At 42.2% G+C, this 16,083-nt stretch carries 7 protein-coding genes; all 7 read left to right on the top strand.

The annotated features are described in order from the left end of the window. Nucleotides 1-16: 16 nt before the first annotated feature. The 7 genes from P3L47_RS08900 to P3L47_RS08870 are packed head-to-tail and all read left to right on the top strand — an operon-like array spanning nt 17 to nt 15,393. Nucleotides 17-2,437: an ABC transporter permease gene (locus P3L47_RS08900; RefSeq protein WP_277783379.1), complete on the top strand. Its 2,421-nt coding sequence runs from the start codon at nt 17-19 to the stop codon at nt 2,435-2,437. 11 nt (nt 2,438-2,448) lie between these two features. Continuing rightward, on the top strand, nt 2,449-4,767 hold the full coding sequence (locus P3L47_RS08895) for an ABC transporter permease (RefSeq protein ID WP_199715775.1): 2,319 nt from the start codon (nt 2,449-2,451) through the stop codon (nt 4,765-4,767). A gap of 8 nt (nt 4,768-4,775) precedes the next feature. Further along, nucleotides 4,776-7,160 (top strand): ABC transporter permease, encoded by a 2,385-nt coding sequence (locus P3L47_RS08890; RefSeq protein ID WP_277783378.1) that lies wholly within the window; start codon nt 4,776-4,778, stop codon nt 7,158-7,160. Nucleotides 7,161-7,178: 18 nt separating this feature from the next. Next, the gene (locus tag P3L47_RS08885) at nt 7,179-8,231 is read left to right on the top strand and encodes a BF3164 family lipoprotein (RefSeq protein WP_277783377.1); all 1,053 of its coding nucleotides are present in this window, start codon (nt 7,179-7,181) and stop codon (nt 8,229-8,231) included. A 33-nt stretch (nt 8,232-8,264) separates the two neighbouring features. Next, nucleotides 8,265-10,637 carry an ABC transporter permease gene (locus P3L47_RS08880; RefSeq protein ID WP_277783376.1) on the top strand — a complete coding sequence of 791 codons (2,373 nt, stop codon included), beginning with the start codon at nt 8,265-8,267 and terminating at the stop codon, nt 10,635-10,637. Between the two features lie 4 nt (nt 10,638-10,641). Further along, nucleotides 10,642-13,044 (top strand): FtsX-like permease family protein, encoded by a 2,403-nt coding sequence (locus P3L47_RS08875; protein ID WP_277783375.1) that lies wholly within the window; start codon nt 10,642-10,644, stop codon nt 13,042-13,044. 15 nt (nt 13,045-13,059) lie between these two features. Further along, complete coding sequence (locus tag P3L47_RS08870) at nt 13,060-15,393, top strand: ABC transporter permease (protein WP_277783374.1); 2,334 nt, start codon at nt 13,060-13,062, stop codon at nt 15,391-15,393. Nucleotides 15,394-16,083 lie beyond the last annotated feature (690 nt).

The raw sequence follows: 16,083 nt of genomic DNA, 5'->3' as shown, positions 1-16,083 counted from the left end.
GAATAATACAATATATATGAATATGATACAACACCATATCAAGCTGGCCATACGTAACCTACTGAAATATAAGACGCAATCACTAATCAGTATCATCGGGTTAGCGGTTGGTGTCTGCTGTTTCGCCATCTGTTCCTATACGTTAAGAGTTGACTTAAACTGGAATCACAGCATCAAAGAGGTAGAAAGAATATGCATCGTTTTTACAGAAACAGAGAAAAGTACCCAGACAAGTTATTCACCTTTTGCCTCCGCTATGCTCGCAAAGGAGTATCCTGAAATAGAATCGGCTACCGCTTACAGCCAAGTACAACCCTACACGGAGAAGTTATGCGAAATCAGAAAGACGGATGGTACAGCCAATTATTTCAAAGAGTTGTTTGTCTTTGCCGACCATCATTTTCTTGACTTTTTCAATATACGGCTAATCAATGGAACCCCCAATGAAATAGATCAGACGCCCGATGCTATCCTAGTTACAGAGAAGACCGCCAATAGATTATTCGGAACAACGGATGTCATTGGTAAAACCTTCACCGATATTAATGATTTTGACGATACCCAAAAAGTATTTACCATCCGGGGAGTGATCGAAAACTTTCCAAAGCAAAGTGATCTGGAAAGATACAGCGGTATCGAACTGAATACAACAAATGAAGCAATCTGTTCTCCCGATAGATATATCTATTACGACGGGTTCAATTCATTCGTAAAAATCAAACCGGGTATAAATATCGACAAGCTAAACGAAAAGCTTAAAAAAAGCACGTTGAAATATCCTAAAAATAAAAATGAAATTGCAGAATCTATTGTTCAGTTAAAACCACTGACGAAGCGTAATACGCTCTACAAAAGAAATTTCTTTTCTGACTCAGGAACTATTTTCTTTATTATCGGACTGCTGGTACTACTGACAGCTCTCTTTAATTATGTACTGTTCATCATCGGACGGATGATGAACAGGATCAAGGAATGCGGCATCCGTCAAGTGAACGGAGCGACAAAGTGTTCTATATTCTATCTGCTTTTCATTGAAGCTTCCATCGCCTTTCTAATAGCCTGTACTTGTAGCTTCGCTATTGCAGAACTGGTCATTCCACATATTAACAGTCTTAATCCTGATTTTTCAATAGACAATAGTTACGTAGTACAACTTCTTACCCAATACAGCATTATCGGTTTGGGTGGTATTGCGCTTCTGTGTCTGATCGTTATTCATAATCTGGGTAAGATATCCCTTATACAAAGTCTGTTCAGTAATCAGATCATACGCCGCCATAGTGTTTTACGGAATATATTCATATCCATACAACTCGTTATCTGCTTCCTGTTCCTGGGAACGACCTGGTTTATCAAACAACAAAGCGATCTGATTGAATACCGACTAACGAACGGACTGAGTGAAACCGACAAAACCTCAACATTCGACGTATCCCTCAACGGAGATAAGCTTACTCCCCACCGTCCGGAAATACTACAAAAATTACAGCAAGACCCAAAAGTCGAAATCGTTTGTCGTAACGGAATGGGATTTTCCGGAGCCTGGCAGTTGAGAGAAGGAAGTTTTTCGTGGGAAGGGATCAGTGATGAGGTAGCGAAAAGCACCATGGGCCATATCTATACCGATCCATCTTTCTTTGAACTTGTCAACCAAAAATTACGTGACGGGCGTTTATACAACTCAGAAGAAACAGACAAAGCAGTTATCAACGAATCTTTTGCACGGTTATTCAATCGAAATCCTATCGGCATGCAAATAAATGTGAGATATTGGGGTACGGAAATGAGTAATTTCCAGGTGGTCGGAATCGTTTCAGATTTTATGAATAATCGGTATGAAATGAATACCCGCCCGGTTCTTCCCTGCATTTATATGCCATTCCCTGAAAACAGTATTAACATGAGCTGCTTAATAAAAATCAAGCCTGAATATAGGAAGGAATTTCCGGAGATCATGAAAGCCGAACTATCCAAATATGTCAATCAGGCCACTCCAACTTATATTTTCTCCATGAAAGATGATTCCGGTTTTTATGTGAGTAGAGAACAGAATATATTCAAACTGACAACCATATTTTCCATAATATCTATTATCATCAGCCTACTGGGAATATACGCATCGGTTACTTTATCTACCGACAGAAGGAAAAAGGAAGTAGCCATCCGTAAGATCAATGGAGCGACACCTGCTACAATTGTTCATATGTTTTGCAAAAGCAACCTGTTGCAATTGTTTGTTTCTGCATGCATTGCTTTTCCCATATTGATATTGTTACTAAAATCGTGGTTGGAAAGTTATGCTGAGAGAATCTCCATCGGTATTCTACCTTTTATCCTGATATTCCTGCTTATGGCAGCAATCGTTGCCTTCACGATAATATGGCAGCTTTGGAGAATAGCCCGGATCAACCCGGCAGAAGTTATTAAATCCGAATAAACAGAAATATTATGAATATGCTACGACATTATATCAAACTGGCGATACGCAACCTGATAAAATACAAATCGCAATCCGTTATCAGCATCATCGGACTGGCTATCGGTTTTACCTGTTTTGCCCTGTCTACCTTATGGATACGTTACGAGCAGACTTACGATACCTTTCATGACGGTGCCGATAGAATCTATTTCGTACGACCGGAATCATATATGTACAGCAGCGGTTTGTCGGAAATAAGTCCTTATCCGCTGGCTGGTTTCCTGAAAGCGACATTTCCAGAGGTAGAGGATGCTTGCAATATGCAGGCATGGTACACCTCCTTCAAATATAAAGGGAAAGAATACAAGTCTTTTAAGATAGGAGTCGATTCTGCAACCGTTCAGATGTTCAATATACAGATAGTAAGTGGCAGCAAGGATTTCATGATCCGGGATAACAACCAGGTAGCTATTACCGAACAACTCGCCAGTCGACTGTTCGGAAAAGAGGATCCTATCGGCAAAACACTCGATATCTATGGAGAGAAATCAATATGTGCAGTCGTTAAAGCTTGGGATACGCATAGCAATTTACCATTCGAACTACTCGAATCGAATGGGGCGGATAAGGAATGGAATGTCTCTTCCTGGCAGACATATATCAAACTACGGAAAGGAACGGATATAAAAGCATTTAGAAAAAAACTTCTGGAATATAAAACCAAACCGGACCAGACATTTTCCATCGATAAAATCGTATTGACTCCTATCACTTCTATGCGTTATGACCGCCCCAGCCGGCAGGAAACAGTCAAATATGAACATATTTTCCTCTTCGCTTCTGCCGGAGGATTGGTTATCTTATGTGCATTATTCAATTACCTGACTTTATTCATTACACGGATCCGGATGCGTAGCCGTGAAATAGCCTTACGGAAAGTCTGCGGTTCTTCGGACAGAAATCAGATGGTCTTGTTTGGAGTCGAATATTCGATCACGCTATTGTTGGCTCTATTTATAGGCCTCATCTTGATCGAATTGACTTTACCGACATTCCGGGAACTATCCGATATTAAGCTGGATAACCCGGATATATATCTGAAAGCTATCGAATATGCAGCAGTCGTAGCCGTCTTTTCATTCTTGTTATCATTATATCCGATTTACTATTTCAGGAAAAAGACATTGAATGCCATGTTAAAAGGTTCAACCGGAGGAAGAAATAAAAACATATTCCAGAAGATCAGTATGATTACACAGTTCATAATCAGTATCTGTTTTATATTCTGTGCTGTCATACTGATGAAACAGATTCATTATCTGAACAAGGCCGATTTCGGATTGGAACGGACGAACCGGGCTTTTATCTCCGTATATCCTGTAATAGACGGACTTAAAGAAGAGATAACAAAAATCCCGTTTATCACTGAAATATTCCCTGATAATATATCACCGATCTTTCCCCGTTACGGCCGTTCCTACCGGACAGTTGGGGAATGGGAAGGACGCCAGGATTCTACAGCCTCCGTCAATTTCGAGATGTTTGACTGCAACCAGGCGTATTTCAATTTTTATGGATTACAACTTCTCGAAGGTGCGATCCCTGCCGACGGCGACGATGTACATATATTAATCAATCAGGCCGGAATAAAATCTTTAAACATAGACCATCCCATCGGAAAGACAATAAAAAAGGGAGAAAGCAACTGGGTGATAGCCGGTGTTATTAAAGATTTCTATATTGCACCTCCGACGGTACCATGTAGTCCTATCGTTATGATATTTAAAAAAGAAACAGATTTTAGTTCCAACGGTTCAATCCTGTTCAAATATCAAGAAGGAAGCTGGAACAATTGTAAAGAGAGGTTGGAGACATTGGTCAAAAAATTAAATCCGAACGTCAGAAGTTGCCAGATCTGCAATATGGAAGAAGAATATGAGAAATTCCTTAAATCGGAAAACGCATTGCTGATGATGTTGGATTTCGTCACCCTGGTTTGTGTGTTGATCTCTCTGTTCGGTGTTTTCTCACTCGTCACCCTCGACTGTGAAAAACGCAGGAAGGAAATAGCCATACGCAAAGTGAACGGTGCAGAGACCAGTCATATCATGAAAGCATTCCTACTGAAATATATGTTCTTGTTACTGATAGCCTCTGCCATTGCATTCCCCATCGGTTACCTCATCATGAAACCCTGGATAGAAAGCTATGTCCTTCAAACAAATATCGATTTCTGGATTTATCCGGCAATATGGCTGTCACTGGCTTTACTCATTATCACATGTACCGGCTGGCGCATATGGAATGCGGCTAATCAGAATCCGGCGGAAGTGGTTAAATCTGAATAAGCGGAAATATGAAGATCATCTTATTAGCCATACGAACTCTCCTTCGATTCCGTCTTTATACGGCAATCAATATACTGGGCCTGGCATTCAGCCTGGCCTGTTGTATCCTGATATCCCGCTATATTTACGGAGAAATGACAACCGACCATTTTATACCGGACGTAGACAGAGTCTGCTATACCGTCATGGAAGATGAAGTCTCTCACCAGAAAAGACTTTTCGGCCTGCTGCCGGAATATGGCTATGAGCCTAATCCGCTGGACGATCCGGCCGTGGAAATAGCATCTACCTTGTTTCAACTCTCGACAGACCAAATCACGGTCGGCAACAAGCTATATAATGTATCTTCTCTGGCCACAGACACCAATTATCTGAAGATAGTGCCGGTCCCAATAATAAAAAGTACCGGAAAGAAGCTATTAAGCAATCCGAAAGACGCGGCAATCTCTGAAAACCTGGCGCAGTTATTATTCGGAGAAGAAGACCCGCTGGGCCGGCAAATCACCACCTCAATGGGCGAGATTGTAACTGTTTCAGCCATCCTAGGGCAGCCGGATACCCGCTTCTCCATGCCTTTCGACCTATTGATTTCAAACGAATCAGCCGACTACAGAAAACATATAGCCTCCCAGTCACTACTCAGATTGCATAAAGGCAACTCAGTAGCATCCGTCAATAAGAAATACGGACTTTTCCATAAAATAGGCAACTACCACAACCGCGTGCGTATCAATCTCTATTCGTTGCAAGAGCTCTACTTCGACCGGCAGATTGTTACAAACCATAACCACCGGCTGACAGGAAACTATACACATATACTTATCCTGACCACAATCGACGTATTAATCATGCTGATAGGATTATTCAACTTCATCAATGTTTATACAGTATTAATCCACAAGCGAGCACGTGAGTTTGGAATGAAAAAAGCATTCGGTGCAAACAGTCGGCAGGTAGCCGTTCAGCTATATGCGGAGAATATGTGCATGACTTGCATCGCCTTGTTTCTGGCATGGGTACTTATCGAGATTGGTACAATGATGGCTAATACGTATCTTACCATTCATATCCCTTCGCATGTATTATTTGATACAGGTCTTTCTGTGGGTATCCTGTTCGTATTGCCACTCATTACGGCTATATATCCTTTCTTCCAATATAATTATGCTTCGCCCATCACCTCTCTGAAGATGATTGGAAGATGCGGAGAGTCTACGGTATCCAGAAAGATATTCCTTTGCCTGCAATATATTATAACGCTGGCACTGACCGTTGTATCCATCTATGCTATCCGGCAACTGAATTTCATGCTGAACACAGATCCTGGATACAAAACGAATAATATCATAAAGATTTCATCCCCAGGAAATCCAATCGGCAGCGATATGTCTATGTGGAACAAATACAATCAGATCGCCCATCAGTTGGACAGAGAGATGGACAATAACCCGTCGCTCATCAAGCTTCACAGCTATTCACCCGGTCCAATCAGTCGTGTGGGTCAGACTATTTGGGCACATATCGCTGGAAAGGATTGGCAAAATATAGGAACCAAGGTCAGCAACGAAAACTTCTTCCGCATCCTGGGGATAGAAGCCATTGAGGGACGACTATGGAACAACTCCGACGACGATATGGATCTGTCCATTGTCATCAATGAATCAGCGAAAAAACAACTGGGTATCACCGACATCAACACTACGCCAGTCATTCTGGATCATTTGCTGGTTTACAGTCCACAGACAAAAGAACAGCCGGCTCCCAGATATAAAGTGATTGGTGTTATCAAGGACATCTGTACGCAACATCTGTCTAAAGGATACGAACCGATAATTTACTTTCTATACAATAAAGGGTTCTCACAAGGCATGCTGGTTAGTCTCGTTCCGGAAAAGAAACAGGAAGCAATTGATTTTCTTCAGAAGATATACAGCGAGGCGTGTGGAAACGGACTTTCCTATACATTCTTGAAAGATGAAGTACAGGCTATTTATAAAGAAGACAAGCAGTTAGTTGGTATTGCCTCTTTCTTTGCAGTTATAGCGATATTGATCTCGTCTATGGGGTTGTTCAGTTTATCATTGTTTGATATTCAGCAACGATTCCACGAAATATCCATCCGAAAGATAAACGGAGCAACGGCCGGAGCTATATGGCGGATACTGCTGGTTAAATACGGCCGGTTATATGGCATAGCCTGCCTAATCGGTTTACCTCTGTCGTGGCTAGCCATCACACTATACATGGTCGACTTTGTCTATAAAGTAAGTATAGCCTGGTGGATATTTGCGGCGGCTATACTTCTGACCGGCGGTATTTCATTCCTTACGCTGGTCTGGCAAATACAAAAGGCTGCCCGCACAAACCCAATAGACATCATACGCTCCGAATAACAATAAAACAATGTAGATATGAAACAGTTCTTATATTTACTCGCAGGTCTTTTATTCTTTGCTTCCTGCAATAAGCAGAAAAACAAAGATGGCATACATACTTATAAAGCCAGTACGAAGATTACAGCCAAATTATCCGGCGACGTTGTCTTCGCAGGCAACAGCACATATAATTATTATGACATAGCAATCACCGACGATTACTATGCCTTTCTCGACTATTACAGCGATACAATCCTGCAAGTGAGAAAGAAAAGTGATTTCTCACTACATCAGATCGGGCCCAGAGAGAGAAATACATTCTCTACGGCCTATCCCTCCTTTACCAAATATGATTATGTCAATCATAAAAACAGGATTTCTATCTGGGATAATGAGTCGTATCTGTTGAAGCGCATAGACCTGGATCAAAACCAGACCACTCCTATGATCTCCATAGATTCCATTCCTATGGCAGATTTTGTCTCCTGGAATGCCAACACCAACTGTTGCATCACGTCCAAAGAATTGTACGCCGTATCATTCATTCCTGGCAAACCGCAGGTTTTCTTCTCATCCAACAAGATCACCGGAGAATATGCCGTGCCCGGCTATCCTCCAATCACTGTTCCTATTCCGGAAGGAGTGTTGAAGCAGGCATATAATAGTGATCTGGTTGTCAATGAAGAAAAAGGGGTGATTGTCGCCGCCCTACGCTTCATCGATTGCATCAATTTCTATGATTTGAATTGCGATATGACATCTTCAATCTCCTTCGCCGACTATTATACCATACCAGTTGCCGATATAACAAACACCTATCTGGATGCCGAAAACAGTAAGAAATGCTTCATCGACATCTGCTGTTCGGACAAATACGTCTTCTGCCTGTTTGACGGCACAACAGACTTCACCGGCAACTCTATCATCTACGTATTCGACTGGCAAGGAAAGCAGAAAGCCGTATTGCAGGCTGACCGCAACCTGAGAAAGATTGCAACAGAGAAAGCGGGAGACTACTTGCTGGCTTTGTCTCCCGATGAAGAAGGAGGCAGGAATGTTATTAAATACAATCTAAAAGGTAAACTATAAAACGGAATAAACTTGTTATTAATGCTCATAGCCATGTTGAAACACTACATTGTCATAGCCCTACGAAATTTCATCAAGTACAAATTGCAGTCTATTGTCAGTATTGTCGGGCTGGCAATCGGTTTGGTCTGTTTTGCGTATGGGATCAACTGGCTGAAGTATGAGACTTCCTACGACGGATTTTATCCGCAATCGAAACAAATATACATGGTTTACGGAGTGGATAAGCAGACCGGTAAAAAGTCTGAACATCTCCCGCTGATATTGGCACGCCGGTTAAAACAGGATTTTCCGGAGATAAAAGAGACCACACAGATATACGGACTGTTCGGATCCGACTTCTACTATAACGGAGAACGCTTATCCGAACCTGAAGAAGTATTTATCGATGAATATTTTTTCTCGTTCTTCCCACGGAAAGTGATTTGCGGAAGACAAGACAAAATACTGCAATCCCTTAATGAAATAGCAGTAAACCGCTCCCTGGCTGTCAAACTTTTCGGATCACCGGAAAACGCATTGGATAAAATATTGAGCAACGGCTACAGGAAAAGTCTCAGGATCGTTTCCGTATTGGAAGACACGCCGAAGAACTCCCTGTTGAAAGGGGATATATTCGAACTGGACTATTTTGACCGGGAAGGAGAAAGAAGCCGGTCCGAAGAAGAGCAATGGAGTTATATGAATGTGAAAGTATATCTGTTGCTGGATAAAAACACTCATATCGACAAATTCGAAAAGAAGATCACCGATTATACGACTGTCCATAAATATAATGAAACAATCTCGCTGAAACTGCTCCCTGTCACAGACATCCGGCATACATTCGGCAGTGAACTATCCTTCAACCTGACTTATATTCGTACGTTTGCCATAACAGGACTATTGTTGTTATTATGCGTATTCTTCAATTTTATCAACTTGCAAATCAACCGGACTTACATTCGAATGCGGGAAATGAAGTTGCGCAGTGCAATCGGAGCCGGCAAACAAGATATGCTCTGTCAGTTATTGCTCGAATATTCATTATTGATATTCATCGCCATCTTACTGGCATGGAGTCTGATGGAGATAACATCACCATTATTCAGGCTCGTTTTTGACACGTCGATAGAGGGTAAGGAGCTGTATGCCGATATGATAAAGATCGCATTACTCAGCTGGCTGAGCACCCTTTGCATCTCATTACCGCTGTCATTTCGTTTCATCCGCACCTCCCAGTTATTGGTATCCGGAGGTGTCGCCCCTCATCAAAAAGGTTGGTTCCGCAAAATAGCCATGACTATCCAGTTGGGCATTTGTGTATTTTTCCTGATGAGTGCTTTTATCCTGATCCGGCAGACCACACTGATGGGAAATAAGGATTTAGGGTTTGAGAAAGAAGGTCTGATACAGATCACGATGTTAAATGACGACAGAGAAGGCACTGCTCGTGAAATCGCCTCATTACCCATTGTGAAAGAACTGGTACTGGCTAAATTCTTCTCTATCGTGCACGAGCCTTTCACCCAGAATGATGTAGAATGGGAAGGGAAAAGCCCGAATGCCAAAGCGGACTTCCAGATACTGGAAGTCAGTAAGAATTTCCTGCACGCTTTCCGGATACCATTATTGAAAGGCAGGTTACTCGAAGATACAGACCTGGTAAAAGGCAGCAGACGTTTGATGAGTTCCAAAGCATTAATAAACGAAGAGGCAGCACGTATTATGGGATATACCGATCCGATCGGTAAAAAGCTCAGCTTCTGGAACAACCAACAGCAGGATGTGGAAATTGTCGGCGTAGTAAAAGATTTTCAGTCAGCCAGTCTGCGAAAACCGATTCTCCCCGTTATCATTATTTTACACCCTGCCCCATGGAGAAGTTATTGTTATTATGTCAAAGTAAATCCCGGAGATGAGAAAAATGCCATCAAAGCGATCAGGAGCGCATACAAAAAGCATGCTTTTTCTTACGATAAGCAACCGGAGATTACAACAGTAAAAGATGTATTAAAAGATTTAAGCCGTTCGGAAGATGCCAGCTTGCAGTTGTTCTCTTTGCTGGCTATACTTTGTACGCTCATCTCCATCTTCGGACTTTATTCCATATCGTCATCCAATATCGCCCAACGGCGCAAGGAAGTCGCAGTCCGGAAAGTGATGGGAGCTACCTCCCGAACAATCATCCGTATGTTCATACGGGAATACCTGTCGATAGCCATCATTGCCAATCTGATAGCTCTTCCTCTGGCATGGCTGTTCATGCACGGTTGGCTGGAACAATATCCTTACCGGATTAATATCCAGGCATGGATGTATATCACTATCTTGTTGTTTACAATTATCCTGATCATATCCACCGTACTCTATCAGACACTCAAAGCGTCTGAAACGAATCCGGCGGAAGTCATTAAAAGCGAATAAAATCATGCAAAACAAAACACGACACTACTTCAAAGTTACTTTTCGGGAATTAGTCAAATATAAAACCCAGTCGATCGTCAGCATCATCGGGCTGGCAATAGGTTTCACGGCCTTTGTGCTGGGTGGCTATTGGTTATGGTGGGAGACGCATTTCGATAATTTCCATCCGAACGGCGACCGGCTTTATTGCCTGACCACGTCCGGTATCGTAAAAACAGCAACGGGAGCCGATGCCGACCTGGACCAGTTACATGTCAACGACCTGGCTGAGATAAAGAAGCTAGTGCCGGAGATCGAAAAAGTATGTACTTTCAGCGATCTCTTTTATAGCGTAAAGAAAAATAACAGTAGTCAGATGGTATATGGTCTGGCCTGCGATCATACCTTCTTCGACTTCTTCAGAGCCGATTTCATTATCGGGACCTATAAAGGGACTTATCCGGACGGTACATCCGTTATCCTCACCGAGAGCACTGCACAGAGATTTTTCGGAACAACCGATTGCGTCGGTAAAGTGTTCGAACTGAGTGAGCAAACCCGTCCGGTCGTAGCTGGAGTCATTAAAAACTATCCGGATAATTCAGATCTGATATTTCAGTTTCTGCAGATTGACAAAGTACAACCCTTACCCCATGTGAATCGGAATACAACATATGTAAAGCTATCCAAAAGCACAAATATCAATAAAGTCAAAAAAAAGCTTGCCTCTTATAAAAGTCGTGCGGAAGACCCGTGGGGTACAGAACATATCGACCAATGGAAGATCAACTTACGGACATTACCGGAAGTCCATTTATATTGTCACCCGGAACTGGAAAGCCGGATACGCAATATTCATATTTTGGCATTGGCAGGTTTCATGGCTTTCCTCAGTGCATTAATGAATTTGCTGGTCCTCTTTATCGGCCAGCAACAACGTAAACAGACAAAGAACCAAACTTATCGGTGCATCGGCGCATCACCTAAAGATATGTTACAGAAAGGCTGGACAGAGCTATTCTTTCCGATGGCAATAGCTTACCTTTTTGCCTTCTGTCTGATAGAAGTGATATTTCCTTATTATGAAAATTATACCGCATGGAACCATTACGGCATATACGAAGGAGTATCGAGACACATCGACAAGTCTGCTTTATTCTTCAATGCATTTATATCACTTATAGTCAGCACACTCGTATTCTGGTTACTTACATTTCTTCCTATACAGAATGTGGTGTGTAACCGGAAAACAAATCCTATATTCTTTAAACGGGGATTAATTATCGGTCAGGTATTTATCGGTTCCTTATTTTTCATTACTTCGTTGGTCCTTTTCCAACAGTTACATCTCATATTAACCAAAGACAAGGGATTGAATTATGAAAATGTGATCCAGGTCGATATGGGAACAGAGAACGCTTACAGCCAGGATATCAAGGTGCTAATGCCTGAACTGCAAAATCATCCGTATATAACCGATGTTTGCTATACAGCTACAAATGCCAATCTGTTTACCGAACAGGGAGACTGGTACGGTACTTACGTTGACCACTTTGTATTCGATCCTGCCGATCCGGATCCCAAAAGGAAAGATCGTGTGATGATCGTCAGCAAAGAGTTCTTTTCTTTCTTCAAACTGACATTAAAGCAGGGTAATTGGATTGGAGACAACAATCCGAATGATTACATCGTTAACGAAACAGGATTTAAAGAGCTAAAGTATAAAGATTTATTGGAACGACCGATATACAGAAAAGAAGGAGCCAGCAATTTAAAAGTATGTGGAGTCATAGGAGATTATATCTATGCTCCTATGCAATATCCGGTCAGCAAAGTATTCTTTCGCCTGCATACGGATAAAGATTTTGCAAACTACTTACCAGTCCAACATTTCTATGTCCGCTACATCCCTGAACATAAGAAAGAAGTATTGGAACATATATCAAAAGTAACTCAAAAACTAAATACCAGCGGAATGACCAGCCTGAATATGTATACAGAGCTATCCGATCTGGTAGATAAGTTCAACCGTCCCGAAAAAGTGATCTTCAGTGTATTCAGTATCATCGCTATCGTCTGTATCCTGATTTCCACTTTCGGTATTTACTCGCTGGTCAGCCTGTCAGCCCAGCAGCGCAAAAAGGAGATCGCCATCCGTAAAGTAAACGGAGCCACTTTCTCCCATATCCTGCAACTGTTTTTCCGGGAATATCTGGTATTGGTCATTATCAGCAACCTGTTTGCCCTGCCACTGGGATATATCCTGATGAAACGCTGGCTGGAAACCTATGCCAATCACATCAATCTGACGGCAGTACCTTTCATAGCCGTATTATTCATTACTTGTATAATTGTATTGTTATCTATCTTCCGCCAGGTGAAACAAGCAGCACAGGCGAATCCGGCAGAAGCGGTAAAAAGCGAATAAAAAACAGCACATTATATGTTACGACATTACATCATCGTTGCCTTACGCAACTTACTTAAACACAAAGGACAAACACTTATATCCATCATCGGCCTTGCCGTTGGTCTGCTTTGCTTTGCATTATGCACCTATCTGATACGTTATTGGATGAACGAGGATGATGGATTCGCCAACAAAGAACGGATTGCGGAAATCGTATTGGTAAGTGAAAACGAATATCTTATTTCCGGAACCCCCGCTTCTTTAGCAATAGACATCCGCAACAAACAGTTCTCCGGTATCGAACGTATTACCAGAGCCAGCTATAACCGACCAGAAAACCTCTCTTTCGAAGTATCGGAAACAAAAGTTCTCCCTTACAAACTATACGCCATGGAAGCCGACACGAATTTCCTTGCCGTCTTCGAAAGACAATTGGTTGCCGGCAATCCTTCCGTCGTCAGCACACAACCGAACATGCTTTTGCTCAGCCAAACAGCAGCCAAAAGAATCTATGGCGATAAGAATCCGATAGGCAAGAAAGTCATCAGCCAAGATCAGAAAGCATATACTATTGGTGGCATATTCAACGACTTCCCTACCAACAGCAGCATCAGCCCTTTTGAACCTATAGAGGTATTGAAACTCTCCGTCCTCGACGGATTCCTGGAGCAGCGGCTTGAAGGCAGAACCGGATGCCTCACCTATGCCCTCACCTCCCCCGGCTTCAAACCGAATGATTTGGACAAACAATTACTCAACACTGGCATGGAGGTTTTACTTTTCGACAAAGAACCCAACCCGGCCAGAGCCTATCCGCTCGGACAAACGAAATATAAAAATACAGGGAATAAAATCTTCTTCGGCTTTATCTTCCTAATCGGCCTGCTGATCTTCTTATCGGCCTTGCTAAATTATTTCTCTTTCACAACCGGCAACTTCTACAACCGGATCAAGGAGTTCAGCATCCGAAAAGGTATCGGCGAAGAGCGGAAAAGCCTGTTCTTCCTACTTTTCTCTGAAACTCTTTTATCCTTATTATTGACGGCTATATTGGCGTTATGCCTGACGGAATTGTTCGTACCCGGATTCCAATTCAACTTCTTTCGAGTGCATATCAAATTTGACAGCTGGGTATTGGCCAGACAAATCGGTGAATATCTATTGTTCTGCATTGCTCTGTCTGTCCTTATCTGCGCAACCATTAGTGTACGGTTAAATAAAATATCGCTGATAGAAGGGATTCGCTTCTCCCGGCACCGGGTGCGGAATGTCTTATTGGGCATTCAATATTTTATCGCCCTCTTCTTTCTTACCGGGGCGGCAGCTGCCACCTTGCAAACCTGGGCTGGAGAGCAACAGCTATTCAGTTCAGTCAGCGGCGAAGAAAAAGAAAGGATATTTTTCGTCCGCACCGACCACGAGTATCTGGAGTCAACCTACGATGTGCTGCTCTCCAAATGGAAATCCAATAGCATGATAGAAGACGTATTGGAGGTAGATAACAAATTAGCCAACACCCGGATAAATAGTTATACATGGGACGACAACGACCGAGGAACCCCGGGCGGCATTATATATGCATCAGCCAATATCTCCTCTTTCCTTCATCTTCAGCCGATTGTAGGTTCATTGCTATTAGACGAACAAAGCCTGTTGGTCAATGAAACATTCATGAACACACTGCAAGACAATCCGATCAATAAGCTTGTCCGAATAAACAACGACCCCAAAGAATATAAAATCAACGGAGTCACCACCTCTCTGCTCCGTTTCGTCGACGGCTCAGAATATTTCGCATCCCTGGCAATCGGCTTGTTGCAAGGACAAGGGAATTGTTATGTACGTATCCAACCGGACAAAGAGAAAGAGGGAAAGGCGTATCTCGAACAAACTATCAAAGAATTTCTTCCGGAAAGTATTCAGCCGGAAATATATACTTTAAAAGAGGAATGCAAACAGATTCAGACCACCGAGCGTACATTGCGCAACGTATTTTCCTTTTTTGCCATTGTTTGCTTGATTATCACCTTATTGGGTATTTACTCAGCCATCTCGCAGGATACGGAACGCAGACAGAAGGAAGTAGCCATACGCAAAATCAACGGGGCTTCGTTGAGTAACATCCTGGCTTTGTTCACAAAGTTGTATCTAAGGTTACTGCTGATTGCCACCCTCTTCGTCTTCCCTATTATATGGATGGTAACAGACACTATATTGAAGGATTGGATTATCCGGTTCAACTACAACAGTCCTTTCTTTTGGATCGGTATCTTCCTGGTTATAACCTTCTTTACGGCTATTAATATCTTGACAAAAATATTGAGAACGGCACGCATTAATCCGGCAGAAATAATAAAGGCGGAGTAACAGCACTATTTATGCAACATATTCCCCGATTTGGAGGATAAACACGATAAGGCACACACCTGCCTATAAAATGGAAGCCCTCCAGGGAAAGTGCCCGATGAGTGTCGTTCGTTTCCACATACAAGACTTTACTATATTTCCGTTGGCGGATTAATATGCATCAAGATTAGAAAAAGGTGAAACCTTTTTCAGTTGACAAGTGACAGTTGACAGATGGGCTTCGCGCTCGGAGATAGAAATAATTGAACTATCCTGTGTCTATCTGACAGATAACACTTCACCTGTCACGGCTTGTATCTATCTGTATATCTGATTTTTCCAGTGACACGTCTTTGTGAAGGCTAAAAATCACAAATCAAAGTAGGGTCTTTTGAAATGTTAAGACAAGACTTTTAAAATCAAAAGAAGGGAGCTTTATTTTCAAAAGAGCTATCTTTTTTTCGGAAAGACTTAAGTCTTTTCTTCAATGGGTAGGCACTCGTAAAAAAGGAGTAGGCACCCGTTCGTATTGACTCCGGCACTCATTTGAAATAGCTCCGGCAGCCACTGGTAACGACTCCGGCAGCCACAGATATTGACTCCGGCAGCTATTAAAAAAAGACTTACAATACAAAGTGAAGACGATTTGTAGTCGGTGAAACGTCACGTTTCACCACAATCAACTGTTTAACACCCCTATACAATACCGGT

It is taken from the genome of Parabacteroides chongii (assembly GCF_029581355.1).
GTDB lineage: Bacteria > Bacteroidota > Bacteroidia > Bacteroidales > Tannerellaceae > Parabacteroides > Parabacteroides chongii.
This window is presented reverse-complemented; position numbering and strand designations above follow the sequence as displayed.